This is a genomic window from uncultured Altibacter sp. (assembly GCF_963972995.1).
Classification (GTDB): Bacteria; Bacteroidota; Bacteroidia; order Flavobacteriales; family Flavobacteriaceae; genus Altibacter.
The window spans coordinates 40,205-65,653 of record NZ_CAXAXI010000002.1; the positions used below are offsets into that span (position 1 = coordinate 40,205).

The following is a 25,449-nucleotide window of genomic DNA, read 5'->3' on the forward strand; positions in this document are numbered from 1 at the left end:
TTAATCTTATGAAAATAATAAAGATATTTCTAACACTTATTCTTACCGGTCTAATCACAGTTTCTTGTGAGGTAGAAGAAGGTCAGAATTTAAATGGACCCACTACCGATACGGTAAGTGATGACCTATCCCGAGGGGAACTACAGGAGGCCATGGGAGGTGCCCTGTCTGACATGCGTGAAAGACTTGGAACACAGGTTGACGCAATGTCGGTAGCAGGACGCGAATATTGGAGAATTCAAAGTTCAGATCCTCGTTGGACTGCCGATTTGTTGACGGGAGTTTTAGATAATAATACATTCTATACAACCAACCCGTATGCTGCCAGATATGCTACCATTAAGGATATCAATTTGCTGTTAACCGGTTTGGAGAATACAACAGCGGATTTTTCGAATCAGGAGATCGCAGCCACTCGTGGTTTTGCAAATACAATCAAAGCTCATGAATTGCTTATGGTATTAAATCATCAATATAGGAATGGGATACGCATTGACGTTGCAGATCCCGATAATTTGGGACCCTTTGTGCCTTATGAGGAAGCCTTAGCAACAATATTTCAGTTGCTAGCTGATGCTGCTACGGATCTTTCGAACGGAGGTGGGACTTTTCCATTCTCAATTCCTTCAGGTTTTGCAATTGCAGCTACGCCTTCAGATTTCTTAGAATTCAATAGAGCGTTAGCAGCAAGAGTTGAAGTGTATCGAGGGAATTACGCCTCTGCTAATTCATTGCTTCTGAATTCATTTATGGATCTTTCAGGAAATTTGGATAAAGGGGTATATTTCACTTTTTCATTGACTGGAGCCGATATGATCAATCCGTTGTTCTTTGCGCTTAATTCCACAGTAGCTAATGCCCGAATTGCACATCCATCATTTATTGATGACGCCTTGCCAGGAGATGAAAGAGTCAATAAGGCAGTGCTTCGGGATGAGCCGCTCACCTCCGATAATTTAACGGGGTCTTACGATGTCTTCGTGTATCAAAGTAATGTAGATCCCGTGGCAATCATTCGAAACGAGGAGTTATTGCTTTTATATGCTGAAGCCAATCATATTTCAAATCCTACCGCTGCCATTGCAGCCATAGATGTTATAAGAGATGCTGCCGGGTTGGACCCCTATGCAGGTGGAACTGCTCCTGCCGATCTAGTAGATGAGATCTTATACAACCGCAGGTATTCTCTCTTTGCTGAAGGAGGACATCGATGGATCGATCTTCGTAGATTCAATAGATTGGGAGTACTGCCTATCGATAGGGCGGGAGACGCTATTTTCGAGCAATTCCCTATTCCGCTCACTGAAAATCAGTAGCAAAAAAAAACCTATGAATAAAAAGAAAAACCCTTTCCATCGGAAAGGGTTTTTTTGTTACATAGCTGCTGAGTCGGAAGGGATAGGTTCCTCGGTTTTAGGCTTTGAGCGCCAGTTTCGAAGTCGCAGCTTCAGTTTGTGTACCATATAGAATAACACAGGTACAATGATCAATGTAAGGAAGGTCGCAATGATCAAACCATAGATCACAGACCAAGCCAACGGTCCCCAAAAGATCACGTTGTCTCCGCCAAAATAGATCTTCGGATCGAATTCAGCAAAGAGCGAGAAAAAGTCAATATTAAACCCAATTGCTAGCGGAATAAGTCCTAACACGGTGGTTATAGCCGTTAATATCACCGGACGCAAACGTGCTTTTCCTCCTTTAATAATAATGTCCTTCACTTCCTCTTTAGGGAGTAATTCTGAATCGTCCATCTTTAATTCTACCATGCGTCGGTCTATGAGCAATTGCGTATAATCCAACAGTACTACCCCGTTATTGACTACAATTCCCGCCAATGAAATAATACCCATCATAGTCATCATGATCACAAAAGACGCTCCGGTAAGTAGGATACCGCCAAAGACCCCAATGAAACTCAAGAAAATAGCAATCATGATTATCGTTGGTTTAGAAATAGAACTAAATTGAAAGATCAATATAAGCATGATCAACCCAAGGCCCGAGAAGAAAGCACCCATTAGAAAAGCCATTTGTTTGTTTTGCTCTTCTATCTGACCCGTATAGTCAATAGAAACACTTCGCGGCAGCTCTTCAAAGTTAGCCATTTCGGTTTGTATCTGACTTACGATCGCGCCTGCGTCGGTATACCCGGCCTCCAACGCCGAATAGACAGTAACCACTCGCTTCGTGTCCCTGTGTTTTATGGCACTGAAGGACGATGTGTTCTTTTGGGTAGTTACTGCCGAAACAGGAATTTCTTTGATCTTCCCAGTCGCTTGATCTCTAAAAGTGATGTTTTGATTGAAGAGTGCGCTTTTGTTGTATTTGTTCTCCTCATTAAAACGAACATAGATATCGTAGTCTTCTCCATCATTCTTATAGACACCGGCCTTTTCCCCAAACAGGGATCGTCGCAACTGATTTCCTACCTGTCCTGCAGACACGCCAAGCTCTCCAGCCTTTTCTCTGTCCACATATACCTGCATGGCCGGCTTTCCTTTGTTTACGTCTATCTTAAGTTCGTCGATACCGGCGATGTTTCGGGAGTTGATAAAATTTCGCATCCGTTCGGCTACTTGTATCAACTCATCGTAATCATTTCCTTCAATTTCAATATTGATAGGATATCCCACAGGCGGACCTGCAGCATCTTTTTCTACTGAAATGGCCACTCCCGGATAGATGCCTTTGAGTGCTTCCTGTACTTGCTTCCGAAGCGCTTCACTGTCTTCTCCTCTTCTAAATTTATACTCCCGCATGGTCGCCGTGATCTTCCCTCGGTGCGGCATCTCGGCTGCCGAACCCCCATCAGTTTGAGGATTTCCGGCTCCTTCACCTACCTGAGAAACGGCAGATTCTACCATGTAGTTGTAACCATCGTCCATATAACGAGGCGCATTGAGTACATCATAGACACGAGTTTCTATGTCTTTGGTGATCGCGTTGGTCTTCTCAATGTCGGTTCCTTGAGGATATTCAATGTATACAATAATCTGGTTGGGCTTATTGTCGGGAAAGAATTCCACGCTGGTCCGCTGACTTGCCACGGAAGCTCCAAAAAGTCCAAACACCACGAGGAGCAGTAAAAAGGTTCCTCCTACAAAAGCACCTGCGCGCCAGCCGGTAAGTGCAAATTCCAAGAATCGCTTATACCTGTCTTCCAGTCGTGTTAAAAGGTTTCGTTGAAAATAGATCGCCCAACGCTTCAGGAAATATTTGTAGATCCAGAAAAGGATTGCAACCAGGATCATAAGATTACCGAGGGCGCTCATTTCCCCTCCAAATAGGGAGATAAGAAGACCAATACCCCCCAAAATAATGGACAAACGAATAAGTTGCTTTCGGGTAAGCTCTTTCTCTCCTGTCTCCATGAACTGAGACACGAGCATCGAGTTGAAAAAGATAGCAACAAATAATGAAGATCCCAATACTACTGAAAGAGTGATGGGGAAATAGATCATGAATTCGCCCATAACGCCGGGCCACATGCCCAATGGAACGAAAGCAGCTACTGTGGTCGCTGTTGAAATAATAATTGGAAATGCAATCTCACCTATTCCCTTTTTGGCCGCTTGTATACGGGACATGCCCTCTTCGTCCATCAATCTATATACATTTTCGACAACCACAATCCCGTTGTCAACGAGCATTCCCAACCCCATGATCAATGCGAAGAGGATCATGGTATTCATGGTATAGCCCAATGCCGAAAGAATCATAAAGGACATGAACATGGACATGGGAATCGCAAAACCTACGAACAACGCATTCCTGAATCCTAAAAAGAACATCAAGACAGTAACCACTAGGATGATCCCAAAAATGATATTGTTGACTAAATCATCAACCTGATTTAAGGTCTTTACGGACTGGTCGTTTGCAATAGTAACTTCAACATCGGAAGGGAAGACGTTTACCTGCGCCTCGGCTACGATCTTCTCAATTTTCTGTGCGGCTTCCACCATGTTCTTTCCGGCGCGTTTCTTGACGTCTAGCATCACAACCCCTTCCCCAAATTCGCGGGCATAGGTAGTTTTTTCTTCTTCTTTAAAACGAACCATAGCGATGTCCTTTAAATAAACTGCCCCGTCTTGCGACTTCACGACAAAATCATTCAACTCACGGGGCTGTTCTACTTCCCCTAATATTCGAATGGTTCTGCGCTGTCCGCTGGTTACCAAATTTCCGGCCGAAAGTGTCATATTACCATTGCGAATGGTATTGATCACATCATCAAAACTCACTTGAGCAGCCATCATTTTATAAATATCCACGGCAATCTCCACCTCTTTGTCTTGGGCACCACGTATATCAGCTTGTTTGATCTCCGGGAGGTCCTCGATCTCATCTTCTAAATATTCAGCAAACTCCTTTAGCTTTTCAGTAGGATAGTTTCCTTTAATATTAATATTACTAATGGGCGCTTCTTCAGAAAAATTTAGATCGAAGACATTAGGTTCTACCTTGGCATTGTTGAAGGTAGGCCAATCTTCACTTGCTTTTTCACTGTCTACTTCATCCTTCACCTTTTGTTTGGCTTCCTCTACCGTGATGTCCTCATCAAATTCAACAGTAATGATCCCGTAATCTTCCTGAGAGGTGGAAATGATCTCTACAACGTTACTGATGTTCTTCAACTTGTCTTCTAACGGATCAACGATAAGCCGTTCAATGTCCTCGGCCGTATTTCCGGGATACGGAGTGCTTATATAGATCTTGGTTTCCTTTATTTCGGGAAAACTCTCACGAGGCATACTACTGTAGGCCGAAAAACCTAATACCAAGATGATGCCGATCATTACATAAATGGTCGTTTTATTATCGATCGCCCAGGAAGAAAGACGGAACTCTTTATCGACACTCTTTTGTTTTTTACTCATTGTTTTCTATACTTTTAAGTTCCACTAGCTGACCATCTTTTACACTTCGGGCTCCTTCTTTTATAATGGTGTCACCATCCTTTAAACCTTTCAAAACTTCCACATAGTCTCCTTGAGTTTTTCCGGTTTCAACGATCACACGTTTTGCGACCGCCTCATTTGAGCTAGCTGTCGTGGTCGTGACATATACGTATTGCTCACCGTTGGCATTTTCTGAAATAACACTTTGAGGTACAAGAATAGCTTCAGAATTGGTGTAGTCGTTGATCTTTACCTTGGCCGTAAGATTGGGTTTTATGTTTCCGTTCTTATTAGGAACATTGATCTCGATCTTGAAGGTTCGGTTGTTGGGGTTGATGTAATTCCCAACCTGCGCAACTTTGGTGGTTACTGTCTCTCCTAGAACCGGGAAATAGACTTCTACATCCTTGTCTTCAGAAATATTGGGGAGATACCCTTCCGGAACATCGGCCTGGATATACATGTCACCTAGATTTACAAGTCGGAAAACAGCAGTTTGTCCCGCAGAAACTACGGTACCCTGTTCGGTAAGAACGTCGTCGATGATGCCCGAAAAGGGAGCTCGAATGTTGGTTTTCGCCACTTGAGAGCGCATTTGATTCACCATTTTTTGCTGACCTTCGTAACTGGCTTTTGCCTGTAGAAATGTAATCTCACTGCCAATCTTTTGTTCCCACAACCGCTGCTGACGTTCAAATGTTGTTTTGGCAAGATCGGCTTGCACTTCCATTTGTGCCAACTGCTGTGAGAGTCCTCCATCGTCGATGGATGCCAGTAACTGACCGGAAGACACGCGTTGTCCTTCCTTTACATAGACTCTGGTGAGAAGTCCGGAATATTCGGGGTATAGCAGTATGTTCTTCTTTGTCTCAACACTCCCTTGCAATTCCAAAAAGTGATCGAATGTTTCCTGCTTCGCCGCAAAAGCAGTTACCAAAGGAAGTTTTTTTACGGTATCCAATCGAGAGAGAGCCGCATCGATCTCGTCTAGTTGTTGGTTGATCTCTTGTTGTTGAAGCACGATCTCTGCACGCTTAGCACGGATCTCCTCCAAATTTCCGGATTCGACAATGCTTTCCACCGACTTCGAATCACCTCCGCAAGAGGTAATGGCCAAGGTAGTTACAAGTAGTATGAATAATTTTTTCATGGATATGGTATTTCAGTATGATTGGTTATTCTAATGATTTTAATTGCGGTGTATTTAACAGGGTCTCTAAATTTGCCTTGGTGTTGACTACTTCAAGCATGGCTTGAAAATATTGTTGTTGGGCCGTGTAAAGTTGCGTTTGTGCTTGACGAAGATCAAAACTAGTACTAAGGCCTTCGGTGAACTTTACTTGGTTCTTTCCTTCAATACGCTCGGCCAAAGCAAGATTCTTCTTGGCGTTCTCATAATTTTCAATAGCGAATTGGTAGTTGCTCTTAGCCGAATTTACTTCCAATCGGACCGTTTGGATGGTTTGTTCCAATTGCGTTTCTGCTTGGTCCAAAGCTATTTTTGCACGTTGCGTCCTTGCCGCCCGCATTCCGCTGCTAAAGATCGGGATATTCATATTTACACCCAGTATGGACGACTGGAACCAGCGCTGATCATTATCAAAAAAGGTAAAATCGTCACTATTGGCCATTGTTCCGTAGTTTAAAAAAGCTGTGATACGAGGCAGGGCCTTGCTTTTTTCCAATTTTAACTCCAGGGAGCGTTGCTCGGTTAAATTGTATGCGATCTTGTAGTCTACATTTTCTTCAACGTTAAGCGTACGGTCCAAAAAGCCTAGCTGCGTATACTCTTTGGCCAATTGATCTAAGGAATCTTCAAAGACCACCTTGGCAGACACATCAATTCCTAATGCTACATTAAACATTTGTCGGGCAATACTAGCACTGCGTTGAGCATTGTTTAGTTGCGTTTCAACATCGAGCAACGTTACTTCCAATTGTTCGACACTTTCTTCCTCGGTGAGGCCATTCTCATAGATCTTTCGGGTTTCGTAAAGGTTCTTTTCAAGTGTGGTTTTATTCTTCTCGAAAATGGCAATGAGTTCTTCGGAAAGTAATACACTGCCGTACGCATTGATGACACCTTTTCTCACTTCCAAATTGGTTTTTTCTGCCGCATTTTCAGAAAAATCCAAAAAAGCACGCGCTGCTTGCAACCCGACCAAATAACTACCGTCAAAGATAAGTTGGTTGAGCGTAGCGGTGGCCGATGCATTTTGTTCGGTGCCAAAAGTGACGGGTACGAAGGTTCCGGGATCTCCACCGGCTATTTCTCCCGGGATGAGTGTGACGGGTTGCTTTAAATTATTTTGATAGGCAATATCGGCGCTAATCTGAGGTAATCCGCTGGCTGTGGTTTCCCATTTTTGTTTAATAGCTTTGGCAATATCACGCCGTGCATTGAGCGCCGTATAGTTGCTGTCTAAGGCAAATGTGATTGCCTCCTGCAAGGTAAAACTATAGGGTTCTCTTTGTTGTGCGCTACTTAGTGAATGAAGCAGCAAAAAAGCAGGTAGCATGAAAAAATACTTCATTAGTTGGTCTGTTGATTTATAAATTGATTGAGAATTTTAAGTCCGTGAGGTGTTACGATCCCTCTAAGGTGATATTCCAAATAATCCTCCATGAGTTTTGCTTTCGGGAACTGTGATGAGGGAAATAAATGGTCGTCTTTAATGCCGCTTACTCCAATAAAATAGATACGTGAGACAAATTCAATATCCAACTTTTCCCGATACAGACCCAAAGCAACACCTCGTTTCAGATTGGATAAGGTACAACTGGCCATTTTTTCGAACTGTCGCTCCTTTAACGTTGCAAAAATCTCTGGATAGTACTTCTGTAATTGATATTGTGGCGAGGACTTTTCGTTCTTGAGTTGTTGTAAAGCGAACTTCTTTATCTCGTACAGCTCTTCAATAGGATTTTTTTGTAACGCCTGTATATGATCGATTCCACACGTGATCTCATGAAAAACGGCAAGTACTGCTTCAAGAACAAGTTCGGTTTTATTGTTAAAGTGTGTATAAATGGTTTTTTTGGAAATACCCATCTCATTGGCTATATCGTCCATAGTAACACTCTTAAAACCAAGGTTCAAGAATAGCTCTGATGCTTTTTGAATAATTTTTTCTTTCATAAACGACGGCAAATGTACAACGTGGAAACTATAAAAACAATAAAAGTTTCCAAAGTTTTACAATAATTTAACATGAGATCCGGTGGCATATTTTAGTTCATTTTATCAATTATTTATGTTTGTTCTCGGCCTCAACTCGTATTTTAGCGGCAAATATTCTTTTTGAATGGAGGTATTAAAAGTATACAGTGAGGCGCTCGAAAAACAATTACAGGCGTCTGTTGCCATCAAGCAACCCGTGCAATTGTACGAACCTATTCACTATATAATTTCTTTGGGTGGGAAACGGTTACGTCCCATTTTAACATTGCTTACCTGTGATTTCTTCGGAACCGATTTTAACAAGGCCATGAATGCTGCTTTGGCCGTTGAATTATTTCATAATTTTTCATTGATCCATGATGATATCATGGACGATGCACCGTTGCGCAGAAGTAAACAAACCGTGCATGAGAGATGGGACCTCAATACCGGTATCCTTTCCGGCGATGCCATGTTGATCTTAGCGTATCAACTGTTTGAAGAATACGAAGCACCTCTTTTTCGGGAATTGGCGAAATTATTCAGTAAGACGGCTTTGGAGGTTTGTGAAGGTCAGCAATACGATGTCGACTTCGAAACAAGAGACGACGTTACCCTTTCGGAATACATTCAAATGATCGACTATAAAACTGCGGTGTTGCTAGGTGCCGCCATGAAGATGGGGGCCATAGTTGCAAATGCCTCAGATAGTTGCCGGGATTCCATCTACGCATTTGGACGCAATTTAGGGATCGCTTTTCAACTACAGGATGACTACTTGGATGTCTTTGGAAACCCAAAGACCTTTGGAAAGCAGTCCGGGGGTGATATTATTACCAATAAAAAGACTTTTTTATACTTGACGGCGGTTTCGCGCAGTATTCCTTCGGAAGCAGAGGCCTTGCAACATTTATACAGTATTTCACCTGCCGATCCTTCAGACAAGATAGAGACCGTGAAAGGCATCTTTGAAGTTTCCGGCGCGGCCGAAGCCATTCAGAAGGAAATAGAAATGTATACCAACAAAGCGTATGATGTGCTCGAAACTATTCAGCTTTCAGAAGAAAAAAAACAAACATTGCGTGCTTTTGGCGATTGGTTAATGCAACGAACCGTCTAAAAATAGAATCTTACAAAGGGTAGCCAAGGGCTTATATAGATACTTTTTTCTTCATCGTACAATACATCATACCGAATACCTACTGTAAAAGTACCTGTCCGAAATCCTGCGCCGGTGAACAAGGCAGGGTACCAATACAGGTCATTTTCCAATCCCAGTCCGGCCTCGAAGGAGCGTGAAACATTCAGCATTTCAAATTCTGCCGATAGCTGTATCTCCGGAATTACATTGTACAGTCCAATGAGACTTCCGCCAACAATAGTGGAATTATAGAAGTTCCTTTGCGAATTATAGGTGAAAGATGTTCCCAACCCCATGGCTAGTTGCTCGTTGAATTCATAGACTGCACCGGGAGCAAGTGTTCCTCCAAAAAAACCATTACCTACACTAAGTCCCAGTCCTCCTCCATAACGCACCTTAGCCCAAAATGAAGGTGGGGCGTCTTGTGCAGATATTGACAAGCAAATAAGCAAGGTTAAAACAGTAAGGACCGCGCCTCGATGGGGTGTTTTAAAGGCATTTTTCATTAGGAAATATTTAAGACTTTTCTCTTATAAATATATACATTCCAATCAGGTAGTTTATGGATTTGTTGTACTTTTGTAACGTTTTTAGTAAAAAGACCACTTTATTCCTATTATGGATAGATTTTCATTTCTCAATGCGGTTCACCCGGCGTATATCGCAGAACTCTACGATAAATATTTACAATTTCCAGACAGTATCGAGCCTAGTTGGCGTGCCTTTTTTCAAGGGTTCGATTTTGGCATCGAGAATGGTTCTCTGGAAGCCTTGGGAATTGAGCAAGAGGGTACAGACGGATCTCAAAAAGTACTTAAGGAATTTCAAGTCCTTAAATTAATCGACGGGTATCGAACCCGGGGGCATTTGTTCACCAAGACCAATCCGGTTCGGGAACGTAGAAAATATACGCCAACCTTGGATATTGAGAATTTCGGTCTTTCTCAAGGCGATCTAAACACCTCTTTTAAGGCGGGAGAAGTTCTGGGGATTGGTGAAGCCACCTTAGAAGAGATTATTCGGCATTTAAAGAGTATCTACTGTGATTCTATTGGGATTGAATATATGTACATTCGAAAACCGGAAGAAATCGAATGGATCCAAAAGAAGCTGAATGTTAACGATAATCAGCCCAAGTTCACAGCGGAACAGAAAAAGCATATTCTTAAAAAATTAAATGAAGCCGTTTCTTTTGAAACCTTCTTACATACTAAATATGTGGGGCAGAAGCGATTTTCACTTGAAGGTGGGGAAAGCTTGATTCCGGCGCTGGATGCGCTCATTGAGGGGGCGGCAGAGAAAGGTGTCGAAGAGTTTGTAATGGGGATGGCTCACAGGGGCCGACTTAGTACCTTGACCAATATTTTCGGTAAAAGTGCCAAGAACATCTTTAGTGAATTTGACGGGAAGGACTATGCTCAAGATATATTCGACGGTGATGTAAAGTACCATTTGGGTTGGACTTCAAAAAGAAAGAGCCATTCGGGAAAGGAAATCAACTTAAATATTGCACCTAACCCCTCTCACTTGGAGACGGTAGGAGCAGTCGTTCAAGGGATCGCCCGTGCAAAACAGGACGATCACCATAAAGACAACCCGATGGCCGTGTTGCCAATTATAGTGCACGGAGATGCCGCCATTGCCGGACAAGGATTGGTCTATGAGATCATTCAAATGGCACAGTTGGACGGGTATAAGACAGGAGGAACAATTCATATTGTGGTAAATAACCAAATTGGTTTTACTACCAATTATTTGGACGCGAGATCTTCTACCTATTGTACCGACGTTGGAAAAGTTACATTGTCACCCGTACTGCATGTTAACGCAGACGATGCCGAGGCAGTGGTGCATGCCATGATGTTCGCGTTGGATTTCCGAATGGAATTTGGACGTGATGTATTCATCGACTTGTTGGGATACCGAAAGTACGGTCACAATGAAGGAGACGAGCCCAGATTTACACAACCAAAACTTTATAAGGCCATTGCCAAACACAATAACCCGCGCGATATCTATGCCGAAAAGTTATTTAAAGAAGGTCTTATTGATGAAGGGTATACGGCAAAATTAGAACAAGAGTATAAGGACAAACTGGAAGAGAACCTGGAAGATTCCAGAAAAGAAGAAAAGACCGAGATCACGGCCTTTATGCAGGATGAGTGGCAGGGATATATCTATGCCGAAGAGGACACGATGATGGAAGCGGTCGATACCCGAGTAGAATTGGATACCCTTACCGACATCGCTAAAGTGATTACCCAACTGCCGAAGGATAAGAAATTCTTGCGGAAGATATCCAAACTTATTGAAGCGAGACATACGATGTATTTTGAGGACAATAAGCTGGATTGGGCCATGGGAGAACTCTTGGCTTACGGAACCCTTTTAAAGGAAGGCTATGATGTGCGCATGAGTGGACAGGATGTAGAAAGGGGAACCTTCTCACACCGTCACGCCGTCCTTAAAGTGGAGGAAAGTGAAGAAGAAATAGTATTGCTGAATGAGTTGAAGGACGCGCAAGGAGACTTTTATATTTACAATTCGTTGCTTTCGGAATATGGCGTTGTTGGATTCGATTACGGATATGCGATGGCAAGTCCGAAGACACTCACCCTGTGGGAAGCACAGTTTGGTGACTTTAGCAATGGAGCACAGATCATGATCGACCAATACATTTCGGCTGCTGAGGACAAATGGAAATTGCAAAACGGATTGGTGTTGTTATTGCCTCACGGATACGAAGGACAAGGCGCCGAACATTCCTCGGCACGCATGGAAAGATATCTTCAATTATGTGCAAAGGATAATATGTTTGTAGCAGATTGTACAACTCCTGCCAACATGTATCACTTACTGCGCAGACAGATGAAAGTACAGTACCGTAAACCACTTATTGTGTTTACGCCCAAGAGTTTGCTAAGACATCCCAAAGTGGTTTCCACCAAAGAAGAATTGGCCAATGGGTCTTTCCAAATGATTATTGATGATGCCAATGTAAAGGTCGCATCGGTTACTTCATTGGTTTTTGTGACAGGTAAATTCTATTACGACCTTCTGGAAAAAAGAGAGGAATTAGATCGAATGGATGTTGCACTGGTGCGGGTGGAGCAATTGTTTCCATTGCCAACAGAGGGCATGAAGGAAATCATTAAAAAATACAAGAATGCTCAAGATGTGGTATGGGCACAGGAGGAACCCAGAAATATGGGAGCCTATGCGCATATATTGCTGCATTTTGAAGAGGCCAAGAATTTTAGAGTATGTAGTAGAAAAATGTATGCAGCACCTGCCTCAGGAAGCAGTGTACGTTCAAAATTGCGTCACTCTAAAGTGATTGAAAGTGTTTTCAATCGCGAAGAAGAATAGAATAAAAACTCCTATTAGGAAAATAGATATATTATGGCATTAGAAATGAAAGTCCCATCTCCGGGAGAATCCATAACCGAAGTAGAAATAGCACAGTGGCTCGTTGCCGATGGTGATTGGGTGGAAAAGGACCAAGCCATTGCAGAAGTAGACAGTGATAAGGCGACCTTAGAACTTCCGGCTGAAGCCAGTGGAATTATTACACTAAAGGCGGAAGAAGGGGATGCCGTGGCCGTGGGTGAAGTCGTTTGCCTAATTGACACGGAAGCTGAGCGACCAGACGGAAAAGAAGATATAGAAACCTATAAAAATCCGGGTGATGAGTCGGGGGGAGAAAATGCTGCCCCGGATCTGGATAAACAGAATGCCAAGCAAAAGGATACAGGAGAGAAGGCCGCACCCAAAGCCGAAACGCCTTCTAAATCCTCGACGCAATCACAGGCACAGGATACAAAGAGTTATGCAACAGGTACACCCTCGCCTGCTGCCAAGAAGATACTTTCTGAAAAAGGAATCGATGCCTCTAGCGTGAAAGGATCGGGCAGAGATGGAAGAATCACTAAAAGCGATGCCGAAAACGCCACACCGTCCATGGGAACACCGGGCGCAGGAGGACGCGGAACAGAACGCAAAAAATTATCCATGCTTCGCCGTAAGGTAGCGGAGCGATTGGTGGCGGCTAAGAATGAGACTGCCATGCTTACTACTTTCAATGAAGTAGACATGGGCGCTATTTTTGAAATTCGGGAAGAGTACAAGGAAAAATTCAAGGAAAAACACGGGGTAAGCCTAGGCTTCATGTCTTTTTTCACCTTGGCGGTAGTTCGCGCTTTAGACCTGTACCCGGATGTTAACTCCATGATCGATGGTGACTACCAAATAAAACATGATTTTAAGGACATCTCTATTGCTGTGTCGGGTCCAAAGGGTCTTATGGTGCCGGTAATTCGCAATGCAGAGAATCTAACATTTAGAGGTGTCGAAGCCGAAGTAAAACGATTGGCAATACGTGCACGAGACGGACAGATCACTGTTGATGAAATGACGGGAGGGACCTTCACCATATCCAACGGTGGAGTCTTTGGAAGTATGTTGTCGACCCCAATTATCAATCCGCCTCAATCGGGGATCCTGGGGATGCACAACATTGTAGAACGTGCCGTGGTGCGGGATGGCGCCATTGCCATTGCACCAGTGATGTTCGTTGCGTTATCCTACGATCATAGAATTATCGATGGAAGAGAATCTGTTGGATTCTTGGTTGCTGTAAAAGAAGCATTGGAGAATCCTACAGAACTGCTTATGAATAATGACATAAAGAAAGCCTTGGAACTGTAGTTTATAAGCCTTTTAAACATAAAAAACCCGATGCAACTGCACCGGGTTTTTTCATTAGATTAGTTAGTTGAAATTCTAATCAAAAACTTATTTATAAGAAACAAAATAATTTATTACGTTTAGTAAGACGATGGCGACGATGAAAATAACCAGAAGCACCACAACAACTTTTTTGCCCCGGTCCTTCTTATGTTTTTCTTCGCTTATCAACATCGAATCTTTCATAGGGTAAAAGTGAGAAATTATTGACAAATTTGAAATACGTGTAAACACGTAAATTGGATAAATAATTGAAGAACAAGACTTATATAAGCTTATCGTGATGCTCTTTAGCCCAAATGAGAAGGCTGTTGGTCTTGTGTTCCAAAGCGAGTTTTGAGATGATATTGCTTCGGTGTTTCTCGACGGTTCGATACGAAATAAAAAGAAGGGAGGCGATCTCCTTATTGGTTTTGTCGTTTGCAATAAGCTTTAATATTTTCTTTTCGGAAGGGGTCAGGTCTTTCAGTGCTTCATTTTCTACATTGTTGTCGCCCAGCAGTTCTTTTATTTTAGGACTAAAGAATGGATTACCTTCAGAAACCATTTTAATGCATGTCTCAATTTCTTCTAAAGCAAACTCTTTAAGAACATATCCAAAGATATTGAGGTCTTGCGCTTGCTCATACAATTCCTTCTCTTTGTGAAGTGTAATTAAAATGATCTTGGTGTCCAAGCAATTGGTCTTACATTTTTGCGCAATTTCTAAACCCGACATAAAGGGCATTTGAATGTCTAAAATTGCAATGTCAGGGTTTAATTTAGTGATTAGATTATACGCTTCGCGACCGTTATTTCCACTTCCTATGATGTTGTACTTTTTTTCCACCAAAAAATCATTCAGCCCCTTTAATAAGAGCGGATGATCGTCTGCAATAATAATGGTGTCTTTTTTCATTATACAGGAAATTGAAATTCTAAAGTAGTCCCTCCATTGATCTTGGATTGTACCTTCATTTGACCCTTTAGGAATTTGGTTCGCTCAAGCAAGGTTTTTAATCCCAGCGAGCGTGTGTCTTGAAACTTTTCAGCAAAATCGAAGCCTTTGCCATTATCACGAATCGAGATTACAATATTGTTGGTTAGTTTCTTGATAGCAACCTTACTTGCTTCCGCTTTGGCATGCTTTATTACATTGTTCAAACTCTCTTGAACAATTCGGTATATATTAACTTCTTGCTCCGGTGTAAACAGATCGTCTATATTATCTATTTCCGAAGAGATAAATAGGGTAGTGTTCTCATCGATTTGGGTAAGTGTGTGTTGTATCGCTTTGGTGATTCCCATCTCCTGAAGCTGGAACGGATGAAGGTCACGTGATATGGTACGAACTTCATCAATGGCGCTGTCGACCATTTTCTTGGTATCATCATCCCCATTGGAAATCACTTTATTTTTAAGCAGGAGAAGTCGCTGGCCAAGGCCATCGTGCAAGTCTTTAGAGATCCTTTTTCGTTCTTCTTCCTGAGAGACCAGTAATTTTTGACTAAATTTTTCTTGAAGGTCTTTATTGTTCTTCAAGTTTTGCTGATTTCTAAAAAGCAAGATCAACCCAAATAACAAGAGAACGGCCAAACTGGAAAAGGCAACCACTTTTTTAAAGGCTTCGTTGTCTTTTTCCAGTAGTTGTATGTTTGTGTTCTTTTCAACGAGTTCCTTTTCATTTTTTTCAGTTTCATACAAGGTTTGGTAATAGGCCAAAGCATTTGCAGTACTTCGATTGTAAATGGAATCGCTTATAGACGTATATGCATCCCTGCTTTCCAGGCTTTTCTTGTAGTCTCCCTTTTCAGCGTAGATCTTGGCTAACAGACCGTAGGAGTCTAGGATGGCGTCCATATAATTATACGATTTGGAGCCCGCCAGCTTTAACTTCGCATATTTCAGCGCCGTATCGAGATCGCCCAGCGCAAAATGATAATGTGCCAACGCTCCGTAAAAACTTACCTGTGTGTTGAGATCATCAATATTTACAAACCATTTTTGCAACAATTTCATTTGTTCTGTAGCCTTTTCGATGTCTTTTTCGGTGGAGTAATATTCTACCAATTTTGCATGAACATAAATGGATTGAAGAAGGTCTCGTTCTTCGGAAGAAGATTGGTCCAGAATGGCAACAGCTTTGTTGAGGTATTCCAACTGAAGCTCTTTCTCACCCATCTTTTTAAAATCGAGAGCTTGATTGTAATATTCTAAGGCAATATAATCGTTGAGTTTAAGGTCCTGTAACTTCTTAATAATTTTTTCACGCTCTTCAAGGGCTTTCTCATAGAATCCATTCATGCTGAACATAGTGATGATCCCTTGCTGCGCATGTACCATATACGGATAATCCTTTAACGCCTCGTAATAATCATAGGCTTTTCTATAGCTCTCACCTGCCGGCACAAAATTTCCCAAATTTGAATATGCCTGTCCTCGAAACAGGTACGCATCGGCAACATAAATAGAATCACCTTCCTTAGAAAAATTTTCCAAGGCCAGGGTATAATCTTCAATAGCTTCTTTAAGATCTATGCGGTAGTTGGCACCTCCTCTTTTAAGATACAAACCCCCTAACAAAAAACTGTCTTTGATCTTATACTTGTGCGCTAAAACACCATTGATAACCGAAACAGCCTTCTTGGGTTTGTTTTTTTTATTAGTTAGAATGAACTGTAGGTTCATAGCCTTGCGGGCGGCCTGTTCTATACTGTCTAGGTCCTTTGCCAGATCAATATACTCAAGACTGTATTGTACAAAACTGTCATCGTCCTTTCTGCGAAAGGAATTTATAATAACCGAATCGAGCATTTCCAACTTTACAAGAGGATCGCGTGCTGTATCTGCGGCCTTTTGATAATACCCAATATCCTGAGTATACCCAAAATAAGGGTATAAAAAGCTAATGACGAGAAGAGCCAGGAATTTAATCAAAATTTGTTAGGTTGTTAGGTACTATTTAAAAGTAACAAGTTTTTTTAAAGTAAACTGTTAATATTTCGCTTTTTCTACTTGACATACAGGCAATTTCTGCCATAATCGATCACGGCTCTTACATCTTTTAGGAAATCGGCTCCTATAATACCGTGAACCGGCCCTTCTTCCACTTGCCGCAAGGCTTCATTTACATGTGAAAGGTCGAACAATACAAAATCTACCTTCTTTGTGGACCAAAGGCCAATGGCAATGTGATTGTTGCGTGCAACTTCAGTCTTCATATTTACGGCACCTGCTCCGGCTGCGGTTACATCACTTTTTTCATTGTTTAACTGAAAGTATTCAATGCTTTCAAAACCAATACAGCTGGTTGAAGCACCACTGTCCAAAATAAAGACCCCCACATTTTTGTTGATCTTAACTTGAAAGCAATAGTGTCCCGATTTCAGTTTTTTCAAAGGAATTCTGTAAAAACCCTTGGTTTCTAGTAAATTTCTTAGTTGCATCACACAATTTTTTTCAAAGATAGGGAACAAAATAGTTAGCTTTGCCATCATGTTAACAGATACCCACACGCATTTATACAGTGAGGCTTTTGAAGAAGACCGTAAAGCAATGATGGAGCGCGCCATGGATGCCGGGGTAAAAAGGTTTTTTATACCTGCAATCGACAGTACGTACACCAAAGCGATGTATACTTTAGAACAGCAACATCCGGAAAAGGTATTTTTAATGATGGGATTGCACCCAACTTCGGTGAAGGAAAATGTTGATAACGAGCTTCGTCACGTCGAAGCACAATTCCAAAAAAGGAAGTTCTACGCGGTAGGAGAAATCGGGATTGACCTGTATTGGGATACGTCCACACTCGAACTTCAAAAAAAAGCATTTCGACATCAAATACAACTTGCCAAAAAATATAAGCTTCCTATAGTGATCCATTGCAGAGAAGCGTTCGATGAGATCTTTGAGGTATTGGAAACGGAGAAGGGTGATGATCTCTTCGGAATTTTTCACTGTTTTACCGGAACCTTATCACAAGCAAAGCGAGCGATCTCTTATAATATGAAATTAGGAATAGGAGGCGTAATTACGTTTAAGAATGGTAAGGTGGATACGTTCTTGAACCAGATCGACCTAAAGCATATCGTATTAGAAACTGATGCACCTTACCTTGCGCCTGTGCCTTACAGAGGAAAACGCAACGAAAGCAGCTATCTTTCATTAATTTGCAAGAAAGTGGCAGTGCTCTACGGATGTTCTGAAGCTGAGGTCGCAGCTGTTACCACAGCCAATTCGAAAGAAGTCTTCGGCATATAAACCAATAAAATAGTCTAAGAAGCCTATGGATACAAAAGCGAACATACTCCTAATATATACAGGGGGAACCATTGGGATGATCAAGGATTTTGAAACCGGCACCTTGCGTAATTTTAATTTCAAGGACCTTTTAAAACACATTCCGGAATTAAAACTGTTGGATTGTACCATTGCAACGACCAGTTTCAAACAACCTATTGACAGTTCTAATATGAATCCCGGCTATTGGGCAGATATTGCCACCATCATCGAGGAGCAGTATGAAGCTTTTGATGGTTTCGTGGTGCTTCACGGAAGCGATACCATGTCGTACACTGCCTCTGCGCTTAGTTTTATGTTGGAAAATTTAAGCAAACCGGTGGTGTTTACAGGCTCTCAATTGCCTATAGGTGACTTGCGTACAGACGCAAAGGAGAATTTAATTACTTCCATTCAAATCGCAGCCTTGCGAGAAAAGGGACATTCTAAGATAGCCGAAGTTTGCCTTTATTTTGAATATAAATTATACCGCGCTAACAGGACAACAAAGATAAATGCCGAACATTTTGAAGCATTTGCCTCCTTAAACTATCCTGCCCTCGTGGAAAGTGGTGTACATCTCGTAATAAATAATGAGGCCTTATACCGACCCAACAGAAGAAAGAAATTACGCGTTCATAAAACGATGGAATCGAACATTCTTTTAGTAAAAATGTTTCCCGGTATTGATGAAACGACGGTCTTACATTTGTTCAATTATCCTGAAATAAAGGGACTTGTGCTAGAAACTTACGGCAGTGGGAATGTTACCAACGAAGAATGGTTCATTCGCGCATTAAAAGATTTGATCGGAAGAGGAATTCCTGTAATAAATGTAACCCAATGTTCCGGCGGAAGCGTGGCTATGGGGATGTATGAAACCAGTATTGAACTAAAACGGATGGGTGTCATTTCGGGAAAAGATTGCACGACCGAAGCTGCCTTAGCTAAGTTGATGTACCTGTTAGGTCAGAAGGTCTCACCAAAGAGTTTCAAAACAATATTTGAAACTTCCCTACGCGGGGAAATGGTATAAATTAACAGTGGAAATAGTTGTTTTGACTCATTTTTTTTTGTTATTTGCCACCCCTTTGGCGAGCCCGTCAAATTAATGTAATAGAGAGGTGGCCGAGTGGTCGAAGGCGCACGCCTGGAAAGTGTGTATACGCCAAAAGCGTATCGAGGGTTCGAATCCCTTCCTCTCTGCGAATACATTTGCGAATAAGAAAATTTGTCGAAGCTTGCTTCAGCAAATTTTTGCGTGAGCAAATGAAAGCCGCGCAGCGGATGTTCTGTAATGTATTGCCAGCATTCAATTTGGGATCATCGGTTCGCCGAAGGCGGAGCGATAATCCACAGGAGTGTGCTTCAGCAAATTTTTGCGTGAGCAAATGAAAGCCGCGCAGCGGATGTTCTGTAATGTATTGCCAGCATTCAATTTGGGATCATCGGTTCGCCGAAGGCGGAGCGATAATCCACAGGAGTGTGCTTCAGCAAATTTTTGCGTGAGCAAATGAAAGCCGCGCAGCGGATGTTCTGTAATGTATTGCCAGCATTCAATTTGGGATCATCGGTTCGCCGAAGGCGGAGCGATAATCCACAGGAGTGTGCTTAAGCAAATTTTTGCGTGAGCAACTATAAGCCGCGCAGCGGATGTTCTGTAATGTATTGCCGGCACTCGTTATATAGAACTTTCCATAGTAAAGGGCGCTAGGTGTTGTTGAAGATGCGTGTTAGTTCTATAGAACAAGAGAGCCCCAATTTTGTGTGAAAGAGTTTCAAAAGAAATTAGTTCAAAATTGGCAGGGATAACAATAAAATTAATGTACTTTGTATCGTAAGATTACATTTCAACTTATATTGAAGGCATTAGCTCGAAATTATAGTGATTACGGGCGTAGAACAAATTTTATTCTTGGAGATTAACTAAATTATTTTATATCTTTAAACCTTTAACTAAAATCAAACTTTAAGTCGATAGCAATGAAAAAATTATTTTCTATTTTGGCGATTTCTGCATTCGTTTTTGCGGGATCCATGAACGCAAATGCAACAGCTGCACAAACCCTGCCTACTAATGTACAGGCATTGGTAACGGCGGCCACTGTAACTATTATTCAGGAGGAAGAAGCAGCGGCAGCTTCCGAAGAGTCTGTAGGATGGCATCAAAATTTAAAACAACGTTTTATCGAAGGAGGTCCTGAGTTTATGGGAATTGTACTTCTTTGTTTAATTCTAGGGTTGGCAATTGCTATCGAAAGAATTATCTATTTAAACCTTTCTACTACCAACACTCAAAAATTAGCTGAGAACGTTGAAGATGCACTAAACAGTGGTGGAATTGAAGCGGCGAAGGAAGTTTGTAGAAATACAAAAGGGCCTGTTGCTTCTATTTACTACCAAGGGTTGGATCGTGCAGACGAGAGTATTGATGCTGCAGAGAAAGCGGTAATTGCGTATGGAGGTGTGCAAATGGGGCAGTTGGAAAAGAATGTTTCTTGGATCTCTTTATTTATCGCCTTGGCACCTATGCTTGGTTTCATGGGTACGGTAATTGGTATGATCTTGGCTTTCGATAAGATCGAAGCTGCTGGAGACATGAACCCTTCCTTGGTAGCCGGAGGTATTAAAGTAGCATTATTGACTACAGTATTTGGTCTAATTGTTGCAATTATCCTACAAATCTTCTACAACTATATTATTGCAAAAATCGATAGTATCGTAAACAGTATGGAAGATGCTTCTATCACATTGATAGACATGCTTGTAGACTATAAAAACAAAAGATAATTATAAAAAACCAATAGAATGGGTTTACATAAAATATTAAAAATAGTAGCAATACTGCTAAGTCTGGCCGGTATCGTGTTTTTAGCCATGATCCTTTCAAAAGGAGGAGATGTGGTGGCTCAAACGGGTGAAGGCGTAGACGGATATCTATACATTGCGTATATCACTTTGGCGATTACACTGGCCTTTGTTCTAGTCTTCGTACTTAAGGGGGTATTTTCTGGAAATGTAAAGAATACACTTGTATCAATCGGTGCTTTTCTTTTGATCGTAATTATTTCGTACGTCCTTGCCGATGGTACCGAGACACAACTTAAAGACGGTCAAATGCTTTCAGCCAGTGGTTCGAAATGGGTGTCTACGGGACTTTATGTCTTTTACATCATGGCTGTATTAGCTGTGGGTGCAATGATTTTTAGCGGAATCAAAAAAGTTTCAAAATAATGGCAAGAAGAGCAACACCCGAAGTAAATGCGGGGTCTATGGCAGACATCGCTTTCCTACTGCTTATCTTTTTCTTGGTAACAACAACCATTGAAAAAGACAAGGGGATTGCGAGACAGTTGCCACCCATGGAAGAAGTAGAACCGGAAGATGTTATCATCAAGCAAAAGAACTTGTTTGTGGTTAACGTGAACAAGAGCGATCAACTCCTCGTCGAAGAAGAATTGATGGATCTTAAGGACCTTAGACAGGCAGCTATCGCCTTTCTGGATAATGGAGGTGCACCTGCGGGAGATCCATTGTATTGCAGTTACTGTAAAGGACAACGAGATCCTGCTTCTTCAGACAATCCCGACAAAGCAGTTATCTCTGTTCAAAACGATCGGTTAACATCTTATAAGATGTATATCGCTGTTCAGAATGAACTGGTGGCGGCCTATAATTTTCTAAGAGACAGAGAATCACAACGTCTTTATGGTTGGAAATTTACTGAGGTTAAGAAAGCAATCGATGAAGGTAGTTTTCAAGGAGATGAAGAGGCTGTGCAGGAAAAACTGGAGAATATCCAACAGTTGTTCCCTATGAAACTCTCTGAAGCACAACCTAAGAAGCAAGGACAATAAACAATAAAGAACATGTCAAAATTCACAAAGAAAAAAAGTAGCGAAGTACCGGCAGTTAATACAGCGTCCTTACCGGATATTGTATTCATGTTGTTGTTCTTCTTTATGGTGGTAACCGTTCTGCGGGACAATAATTTATTGGTTCAAAATACCTTGCCTAAGGCAGATCAAGTTGAAAAACTGAAGAAAGACCGTTCCGTTTATATCTATGCAGGGAAGCCCAGTCAACGTTACCAAGATAAATATGGCACTGAAGGAAAGATCCAAATTGGAGATAAGTACACCGATGTTGGAAATATAAAATTCGCTTTGACCGAGCTACGAGCTAAGCTACGTCCTGAGCTTCAGGATAAAGTAATGGTTGCTTTAAAAGTAGATGAAGAAACCAATACAGGATTAGTTTCTGATATTAAGCAAGAACTTAGAGAGTTGAATATGTTGAAAATTATCTACATCACAACGCCAGGTAACGAAACCGAAAACTAAGTTATATTGCTATACATAATGTGAACACCTTGATATTTTTCAAGGTGTTTTTTTATTTTGGATATTGGCAAATACAATTATCTTTAACCTATGTCTCGCAGTCAACTTTATTGTATATTCTTTCTAACCTTTTTTGCGCTAACAAAAGGGATAGCACAGGACACTTTGGTCAAAAAGGTAGATTCCTTATACAGGGAAGATCAATTCTATCTTGGAATCACCTACAATTTCCTAAGTGCTGTGCCGGACGATGTTTCCATTAGGGGACTCTCCGGGGGATTACATTTTGGATATCTTAGGGACATGCCCGTTAATAAAAGGAGAAATGTTGCTGTGGCCATTGGAGCAGGGCTTGCATTCGACCGATTCGGACAAACACTTTTTATAGGTGAACTAGAATCTGAAGAGACCTTGTTTGTAGTACTTAATGATGAGGTCGATTTCGACTCAAACAGGCTTAGTATGGCTACCATTGAAGCTCCTGTAGAGTTTCGATGGCGCACCTCCACACCCGAAATCTATAAGTTCTGGAGGATTCATGCCGGATTTCGCGTAGGGTATACCTACTGGTATCGCTCCACGTTCAAGCAACCGGAGAACGAGGTGATCCAAACAGACATTCCTCAATTTCAACGAATACGACTAGGCGCTACGCTTAGTTTCGGCTATAATACCTTCAATTTCTACGGGTATTACAATCTGGCCCCATTTTTTAAGGATGCCGTCACAACAGATGGGGAGCCCTTCGATTTTAGTACTATTAAAATAGGATTGATGTTCTATATCCTATAGCCAGAAAGAGACTAAAATTAGTTGCGGAATAAGTCCCACGAAGAACCCGATAATTAATTCGGGATAAGTGTGTGATTGGGTATGCAGACGCGAAGAAGCAACCCATCCGTTGCTGAAAAAGAAAAATCCTATCCATAAAAGCATATTCACTTTAAAATGAACGCTTAGGGCAATTAGGAACATGGTGAGTCCGGCGATTCCCATTTGGTGCAAACTTACCTTAAACTTGAAGAACACTAGAAAAAGAGCCGTTATTGCCGAAAAAAGAATACCAATAAAAAAGTAATACATTTCCGGGCTGTCATAGGGATCAAAGACCATTTTTATAATGAGCAAGAGCAGTACGCTTTGAATCATTAAAGGAACCTTACGTTCTCTTACCTCCGCGAGATGAATGGATGCTATAACGCCTATGTTCTTCAGTAGGAAAAAAGTGATAAGGGGAATAAACAAAGTAATGATGGCAACAGCCGCCACCTTTGCTTGTATGAGCTCGGGTTCGACATATCTTGGGGTAATGCCAAAATAAAGCAACGTTCCAAAAAGTGGCATGAGAAGCGGGTGCATTACATAGGCTCCAAAGCGAAGGAAATAGTCCATCAGATCTCTTTTCTAAGGCGTGCCACCGGCAGGTCTAATTGTTCTCTGTATTTGGCGACCGTACGCCGTGCAATGGGGTATCCTTTTTCCTTCAGGATCTTCGCTAGCTTATCGTCTGTTAAAGGCTTTCGCTTGTTCTCTTCGGAAATAGTGATCTCAAGGATTTTTTTGATCTCACGTGTGGAGACATCCTCCCCTTGATCGTTCTTCATGGACTCACTGAAAAATTCCTTTATAAGCTTGGTTCCGTAGGGGGTATCTACATACTTACTGTTGGCAACCCTGGAAACTGTGGAAACATCCATACCTATCTTATCGGCAATGTCCTTAAGGATCATTGGCTTTAGTTTTCGCTCATCACCTGTTAAAAAATACTCCTCTTGATGATGCATGATTGCATTCATGGTCACATACAGGGTTTGTTGTCGTTGTTTTATCGCATCGATAAACCATTTTGCCGCATCCAGTTTCTGCTTAATGAACATAACGGCATCTTTCTGCGATTTCGACTTTTCCTTGGCGGCCTTATAGCCTTTCAGCATATTGGTATATTCGCGTGATACGTGTAATTCGGGAGCGTTTCTGCCGTTTAATGTGAGATCAAGCGCACCATCCACGATCTTGATGGCAAAATCCGGTACCACATGTTCTACAATCCTATTGTTGCCGGAATAGGTTCCGCCCGGTTTCGGGTTCAACCCTTCTATCTCTTGAATTGCATCGCGTAACTGATCTTCGGTTATGTCGTATTTCTGAAGTAATTTCTTATAGTGCTTCTTCGAAAAATGATCGAAACTCTCTTCTATTAATTGCGTGGCCAAGGCCACCGGCGGGGTCGACTCTTTGCGCTTCAGTTGAATGAGCAAACATTCCTGAAGACTGCGAGCTCCCACCCCTGCAGGATCTAGGTCTTGAACGATTTGTAAAACCTTTTCAATTTTTGCTTCGGAAGTATATACATTCTGAGTAAAAGCCAGATCGTCCACTATATCTTCCAAATCCCTTCGAATGTAGCCGCTTTCGTCTACGCTTCCCACCAAAAAAAGAGCGATCTCCTCTTCCTCTTCGTCCAGCCGATAGGTGTTAAGCTGCTGCATGAGGTGCTGGGTAAAGGATGTCCCTGAAGCATAGGGAGTTTGCTTGTCGTCATCGTCTGCACTGTAATTATTTGCCGCAAGCTTATAGCTGGGCGTCTCGTCATCACTAAGATAATCGTCTACGTTGATCTCGGTCTCGATCACTTCAGATCCGTCATCGTAATCGTCTTCATAGGAATCTTGGTTGTTTAGATCATCTTCAAAGGTGTCTGCATCCTCCTTTCCTCCTTCCAGTGCAGGATTTTCTTCCATCTCCTGTGCGATGCGTTGCTCAAAAGCCTGAGTGGGCAATTGAATAAGCTTCATCAACTGGATTTGTTGCGGAGAAAGCTTTTGTGATAATTTAAAGTTTAACTGTTGCTTTAGCATGATAATCTATAGTGACATATAAAGTTAAAAAAAACCAGCC

General features: G+C 41.8%; 21 protein-coding genes and 1 tRNA gene. 12 read left to right on the forward strand and 10 right to left on the reverse strand.

Features of this window, described 5'->3' with window-relative positions; genetic code table 11:
• The first annotated feature begins 8 nt into the window (after positions 1-8).
• Positions 9-1,316: a RagB/SusD family nutrient uptake outer membrane protein gene (locus AACZ11_RS01275; RefSeq protein WP_290628991.1), complete on the forward strand. Its 1,308-nt coding sequence runs from the start codon at positions 9-11 to the stop codon at positions 1,314-1,316.
• A 57-nt stretch (positions 1,317-1,373) separates the two neighbouring features.
• On the opposite strand, the gene AACZ11_RS01280 is transcribed toward AACZ11_RS01275, so the two are convergent.
• The 4 genes from AACZ11_RS01280 to AACZ11_RS01295 are packed head-to-tail and all read right to left on the reverse strand — an operon-like array spanning position 1,374 to position 8,043.
• On the reverse strand, positions 1,374-4,883 hold the full coding sequence (locus tag AACZ11_RS01280; protein ID WP_339831261.1) for an efflux RND transporter permease subunit: 3,510 nt from the start codon (positions 4,881-4,883) through the stop codon (positions 1,374-1,376).
• A complete protein-coding gene (locus AACZ11_RS01285; protein WP_290628725.1) occupies positions 4,876-6,054 on the reverse strand; it encodes an efflux RND transporter periplasmic adaptor subunit in 1,179 nt (392 codons plus the stop codon). Before AACZ11_RS01285 ends, AACZ11_RS01280 begins: the two co-directional genes overlap by 8 nt.
• Positions 6,055-6,079: 25 nt before the next feature.
• Positions 6,080-7,438, reverse strand: coding sequence for a TolC family protein (locus tag AACZ11_RS01290; protein ID WP_290628724.1), 1,359 nt, complete (start codon positions 7,436-7,438; stop codon positions 6,080-6,082).
• Positions 7,438-8,043: a TetR/AcrR family transcriptional regulator gene (locus AACZ11_RS01295; RefSeq protein ID WP_290628723.1), complete on the reverse strand. Its 606-nt coding sequence runs from the start codon at positions 8,041-8,043 to the stop codon at positions 7,438-7,440. Before AACZ11_RS01295 ends, AACZ11_RS01290 begins: the two co-directional genes overlap by 1 nt.
• Positions 8,044-8,209: 166 nt before the next feature.
• Between AACZ11_RS01295 and AACZ11_RS01300 the strand changes: the two genes are divergently transcribed.
• Entirely contained in the window at positions 8,210-9,184 is a 975-nt protein-coding gene (locus AACZ11_RS01300) for a polyprenyl synthetase family protein (protein ID WP_290628722.1), read from the forward strand.
• Here the strand turns inward: AACZ11_RS01300 and AACZ11_RS01305 are convergent.
• Positions 9,181-9,711, reverse strand: a complete 531-nt coding sequence (locus AACZ11_RS01305; RefSeq protein ID WP_290628721.1) for an alpha-ketoglutarate decarboxylase — start codon at positions 9,709-9,711, stop codon at positions 9,181-9,183. The two genes, AACZ11_RS01300 and AACZ11_RS01305, sit on opposite strands and share 4 nt — an antisense overlap.
• 112 nt (positions 9,712-9,823) lie before the next feature.
• Here AACZ11_RS01305 and AACZ11_RS01310 point away from each other — a divergent pair, with 112 nt between their 5' ends.
• Together AACZ11_RS01310 and odhB are read left to right on the forward strand one after the other, a co-directional pair.
• The gene (locus tag AACZ11_RS01310) at positions 9,824-12,574 is read left to right on the forward strand and encodes a 2-oxoglutarate dehydrogenase E1 component (RefSeq protein WP_290628720.1); all 2,751 of its coding nucleotides are present in this window, start codon (positions 9,824-9,826) and stop codon (positions 12,572-12,574) included.
• Positions 12,575-12,607: 33 nt separating this feature from the next.
• Positions 12,608-13,912, forward strand: a complete 1,305-nt coding sequence (odhB, locus tag AACZ11_RS01315; protein WP_290628719.1) for a 2-oxoglutarate dehydrogenase complex dihydrolipoyllysine-residue succinyltransferase — start codon at positions 12,608-12,610, stop codon at positions 13,910-13,912.
• A 304-nt stretch (positions 13,913-14,216) separates the two neighbouring features.
• On the opposite strand, the gene AACZ11_RS01320 is transcribed toward odhB, so the two are convergent.
• The 3 genes from AACZ11_RS01320 to AACZ11_RS01330 all read right to left on the reverse strand — a co-directional run bounded on the left by AACZ11_RS01320 (position 14,217) and on the right by AACZ11_RS01330 (position 17,376).
• A complete protein-coding gene (locus tag AACZ11_RS01320) occupies positions 14,217-14,849 on the reverse strand; it encodes a response regulator transcription factor (RefSeq protein ID WP_290628718.1) in 633 nt (210 codons plus the stop codon).
• Entirely contained in the window at positions 14,849-16,867 is a 2,019-nt protein-coding gene (locus AACZ11_RS01325; RefSeq protein ID WP_290628717.1) for a sensor histidine kinase, read from the reverse strand. The genes AACZ11_RS01320 and AACZ11_RS01325 overlap by 1 nt, the downstream gene beginning before the upstream one ends.
• Positions 16,868-16,941: 74 nt before the next feature.
• Complete coding sequence (locus AACZ11_RS01330; protein ID WP_290628716.1) at positions 16,942-17,376, reverse strand: retropepsin-like aspartic protease; 435 nt, start codon at positions 17,374-17,376, stop codon at positions 16,942-16,944.
• Positions 17,377-17,422: 46 nt separating this feature from the next.
• Here AACZ11_RS01330 and AACZ11_RS01335 point away from each other — a divergent pair, with 46 nt between their 5' ends.
• The 8 genes from AACZ11_RS01335 to AACZ11_RS01370 all read left to right on the forward strand — a co-directional run bounded on the left by AACZ11_RS01335 (position 17,423) and on the right by AACZ11_RS01370 (position 23,343).
• Complete coding sequence (locus tag AACZ11_RS01335; protein ID WP_290628727.1) at positions 17,423-18,190, forward strand: TatD family hydrolase; 768 nt, start codon at positions 17,423-17,425, stop codon at positions 18,188-18,190.
• Between the two features lie 25 nt (positions 18,191-18,215).
• The gene (locus AACZ11_RS01340) at positions 18,216-19,244 is read left to right on the forward strand and encodes an asparaginase (RefSeq protein WP_290628715.1); all 1,029 of its coding nucleotides are present in this window, start codon (positions 18,216-18,218) and stop codon (positions 19,242-19,244) included.
• A gap of 82 nt (positions 19,245-19,326) precedes the next feature.
• Positions 19,327-19,414: transfer RNA gene (locus AACZ11_RS01345), tRNA-Ser, on the forward strand.
• Positions 19,415-20,191: 777 nt separating this feature from the next.
• The gene (locus tag AACZ11_RS01350) at positions 20,192-20,998 is read left to right on the forward strand and encodes a MotA/TolQ/ExbB proton channel family protein (RefSeq protein WP_290628714.1); all 807 of its coding nucleotides are present in this window, start codon (positions 20,192-20,194) and stop codon (positions 20,996-20,998) included.
• Between the two features lie 18 nt (positions 20,999-21,016).
• Entirely contained in the window at positions 21,017-21,442 is a 426-nt protein-coding gene (locus tag AACZ11_RS01355) for a hypothetical protein (protein WP_290628713.1), read from the forward strand.
• A complete protein-coding gene (locus tag AACZ11_RS01360) occupies positions 21,442-22,065 on the forward strand; it encodes a biopolymer transporter ExbD (protein WP_290628712.1) in 624 nt (207 codons plus the stop codon). The genes AACZ11_RS01355 and AACZ11_RS01360 overlap by 1 nt, the downstream gene beginning before the upstream one ends.
• A gap of 12 nt (positions 22,066-22,077) precedes the next feature.
• Positions 22,078-22,551 carry a biopolymer transporter ExbD gene (locus tag AACZ11_RS01365; RefSeq protein WP_290628711.1) on the forward strand — a complete coding sequence of 158 codons (474 nt, stop codon included), beginning with the start codon at positions 22,078-22,080 and terminating at the stop codon, positions 22,549-22,551.
• Between the two features lie 90 nt (positions 22,552-22,641).
• Complete coding sequence (locus AACZ11_RS01370; RefSeq protein WP_290628710.1) at positions 22,642-23,343, forward strand: porin family protein; 702 nt, start codon at positions 22,642-22,644, stop codon at positions 23,341-23,343.
• On the opposite strand, the gene AACZ11_RS01375 is transcribed toward AACZ11_RS01370, so the two are convergent.
• Together AACZ11_RS01375 and rpoN are read right to left on the reverse strand one after the other, a co-directional pair.
• Positions 23,338-23,943: a hypothetical protein gene (locus tag AACZ11_RS01375; protein ID WP_290628709.1), complete on the reverse strand. Its 606-nt coding sequence runs from the start codon at positions 23,941-23,943 to the stop codon at positions 23,338-23,340. The two genes, AACZ11_RS01370 and AACZ11_RS01375, sit on opposite strands and share 6 nt — an antisense overlap.
• On the reverse strand, positions 23,943-25,409 hold the full coding sequence (rpoN, locus tag AACZ11_RS01380; protein WP_290628708.1) for an RNA polymerase factor sigma-54: 1,467 nt from the start codon (positions 25,407-25,409) through the stop codon (positions 23,943-23,945). Before rpoN ends, AACZ11_RS01375 begins: the two co-directional genes overlap by 1 nt.
• Positions 25,410-25,449 lie beyond the last annotated feature (40 nt).

Coding starts and splice junctions, on each gene's coding strand:
- AACZ11_RS01275 (WP_290628991.1), top strand. CDS start 9: ATGAAAATAATAAAGATATTTCTAACACTTATTCTTACCGGTCTAATC.
- AACZ11_RS01280 (WP_339831261.1), bottom strand. CDS start 4,883: ATGAGTAAAAAACAAAAGAGTGTCGATAAAGAGTTCCGTCTTTCTTCC.
- AACZ11_RS01285 (WP_290628725.1), bottom strand. CDS start 6,054: ATGAAAAAATTATTCATACTACTTGTAACTACCTTGGCCATTACCTCT.
- AACZ11_RS01290 (WP_290628724.1), bottom strand. CDS start 7,438: ATGAAGTATTTTTTCATGCTACCTGCTTTTTTGCTGCTTCATTCACTA.
- AACZ11_RS01295 (WP_290628723.1), bottom strand. CDS start 8,043: ATGAAAGAAAAAATTATTCAAAAAGCATCAGAGCTATTCTTGAACCTT.
- AACZ11_RS01300 (WP_290628722.1), top strand. CDS start 8,210: ATGGAGGTATTAAAAGTATACAGTGAGGCGCTCGAAAAACAATTACAG.
- AACZ11_RS01305 (WP_290628721.1), bottom strand. CDS start 9,711: ATGAAAAATGCCTTTAAAACACCCCATCGAGGCGCGGTCCTTACTGTT.
- AACZ11_RS01310 (WP_290628720.1), top strand. CDS start 9,824: ATGGATAGATTTTCATTTCTCAATGCGGTTCACCCGGCGTATATCGCA.
- odhB (WP_290628719.1), top strand. CDS start 12,608: ATGGCATTAGAAATGAAAGTCCCATCTCCGGGAGAATCCATAACCGAA.
- AACZ11_RS01320 (WP_290628718.1), bottom strand. CDS start 14,849: ATGAAAAAAGACACCATTATTATTGCAGACGATCATCCGCTCTTATTA.
- AACZ11_RS01330 (WP_290628716.1), bottom strand. CDS start 17,376: ATGCAACTAAGAAATTTACTAGAAACCAAGGGTTTTTACAGAATTCCT.
- AACZ11_RS01340 (WP_290628715.1), top strand. CDS start 18,216: ATGGATACAAAAGCGAACATACTCCTAATATATACAGGGGGAACCATT.
- AACZ11_RS01350 (WP_290628714.1), top strand. CDS start 20,192: ATGAAAAAATTATTTTCTATTTTGGCGATTTCTGCATTCGTTTTTGCG.
- AACZ11_RS01355 (WP_290628713.1), top strand. CDS start 21,017: ATGGGTTTACATAAAATATTAAAAATAGTAGCAATACTGCTAAGTCTG.
- AACZ11_RS01360 (WP_290628712.1), top strand. CDS start 21,442: ATGGCAAGAAGAGCAACACCCGAAGTAAATGCGGGGTCTATGGCAGAC.
- AACZ11_RS01365 (WP_290628711.1), top strand. CDS start 22,078: ATGTCAAAATTCACAAAGAAAAAAAGTAGCGAAGTACCGGCAGTTAAT.
- AACZ11_RS01370 (WP_290628710.1), top strand. CDS start 22,642: ATGTCTCGCAGTCAACTTTATTGTATATTCTTTCTAACCTTTTTTGCG.
- AACZ11_RS01375 (WP_290628709.1), bottom strand. CDS start 23,943: ATGGACTATTTCCTTCGCTTTGGAGCCTATGTAATGCACCCGCTTCTC.
- rpoN (WP_290628708.1), bottom strand. CDS start 25,409: ATGCTAAAGCAACAGTTAAACTTTAAATTATCACAAAAGCTTTCTCCG.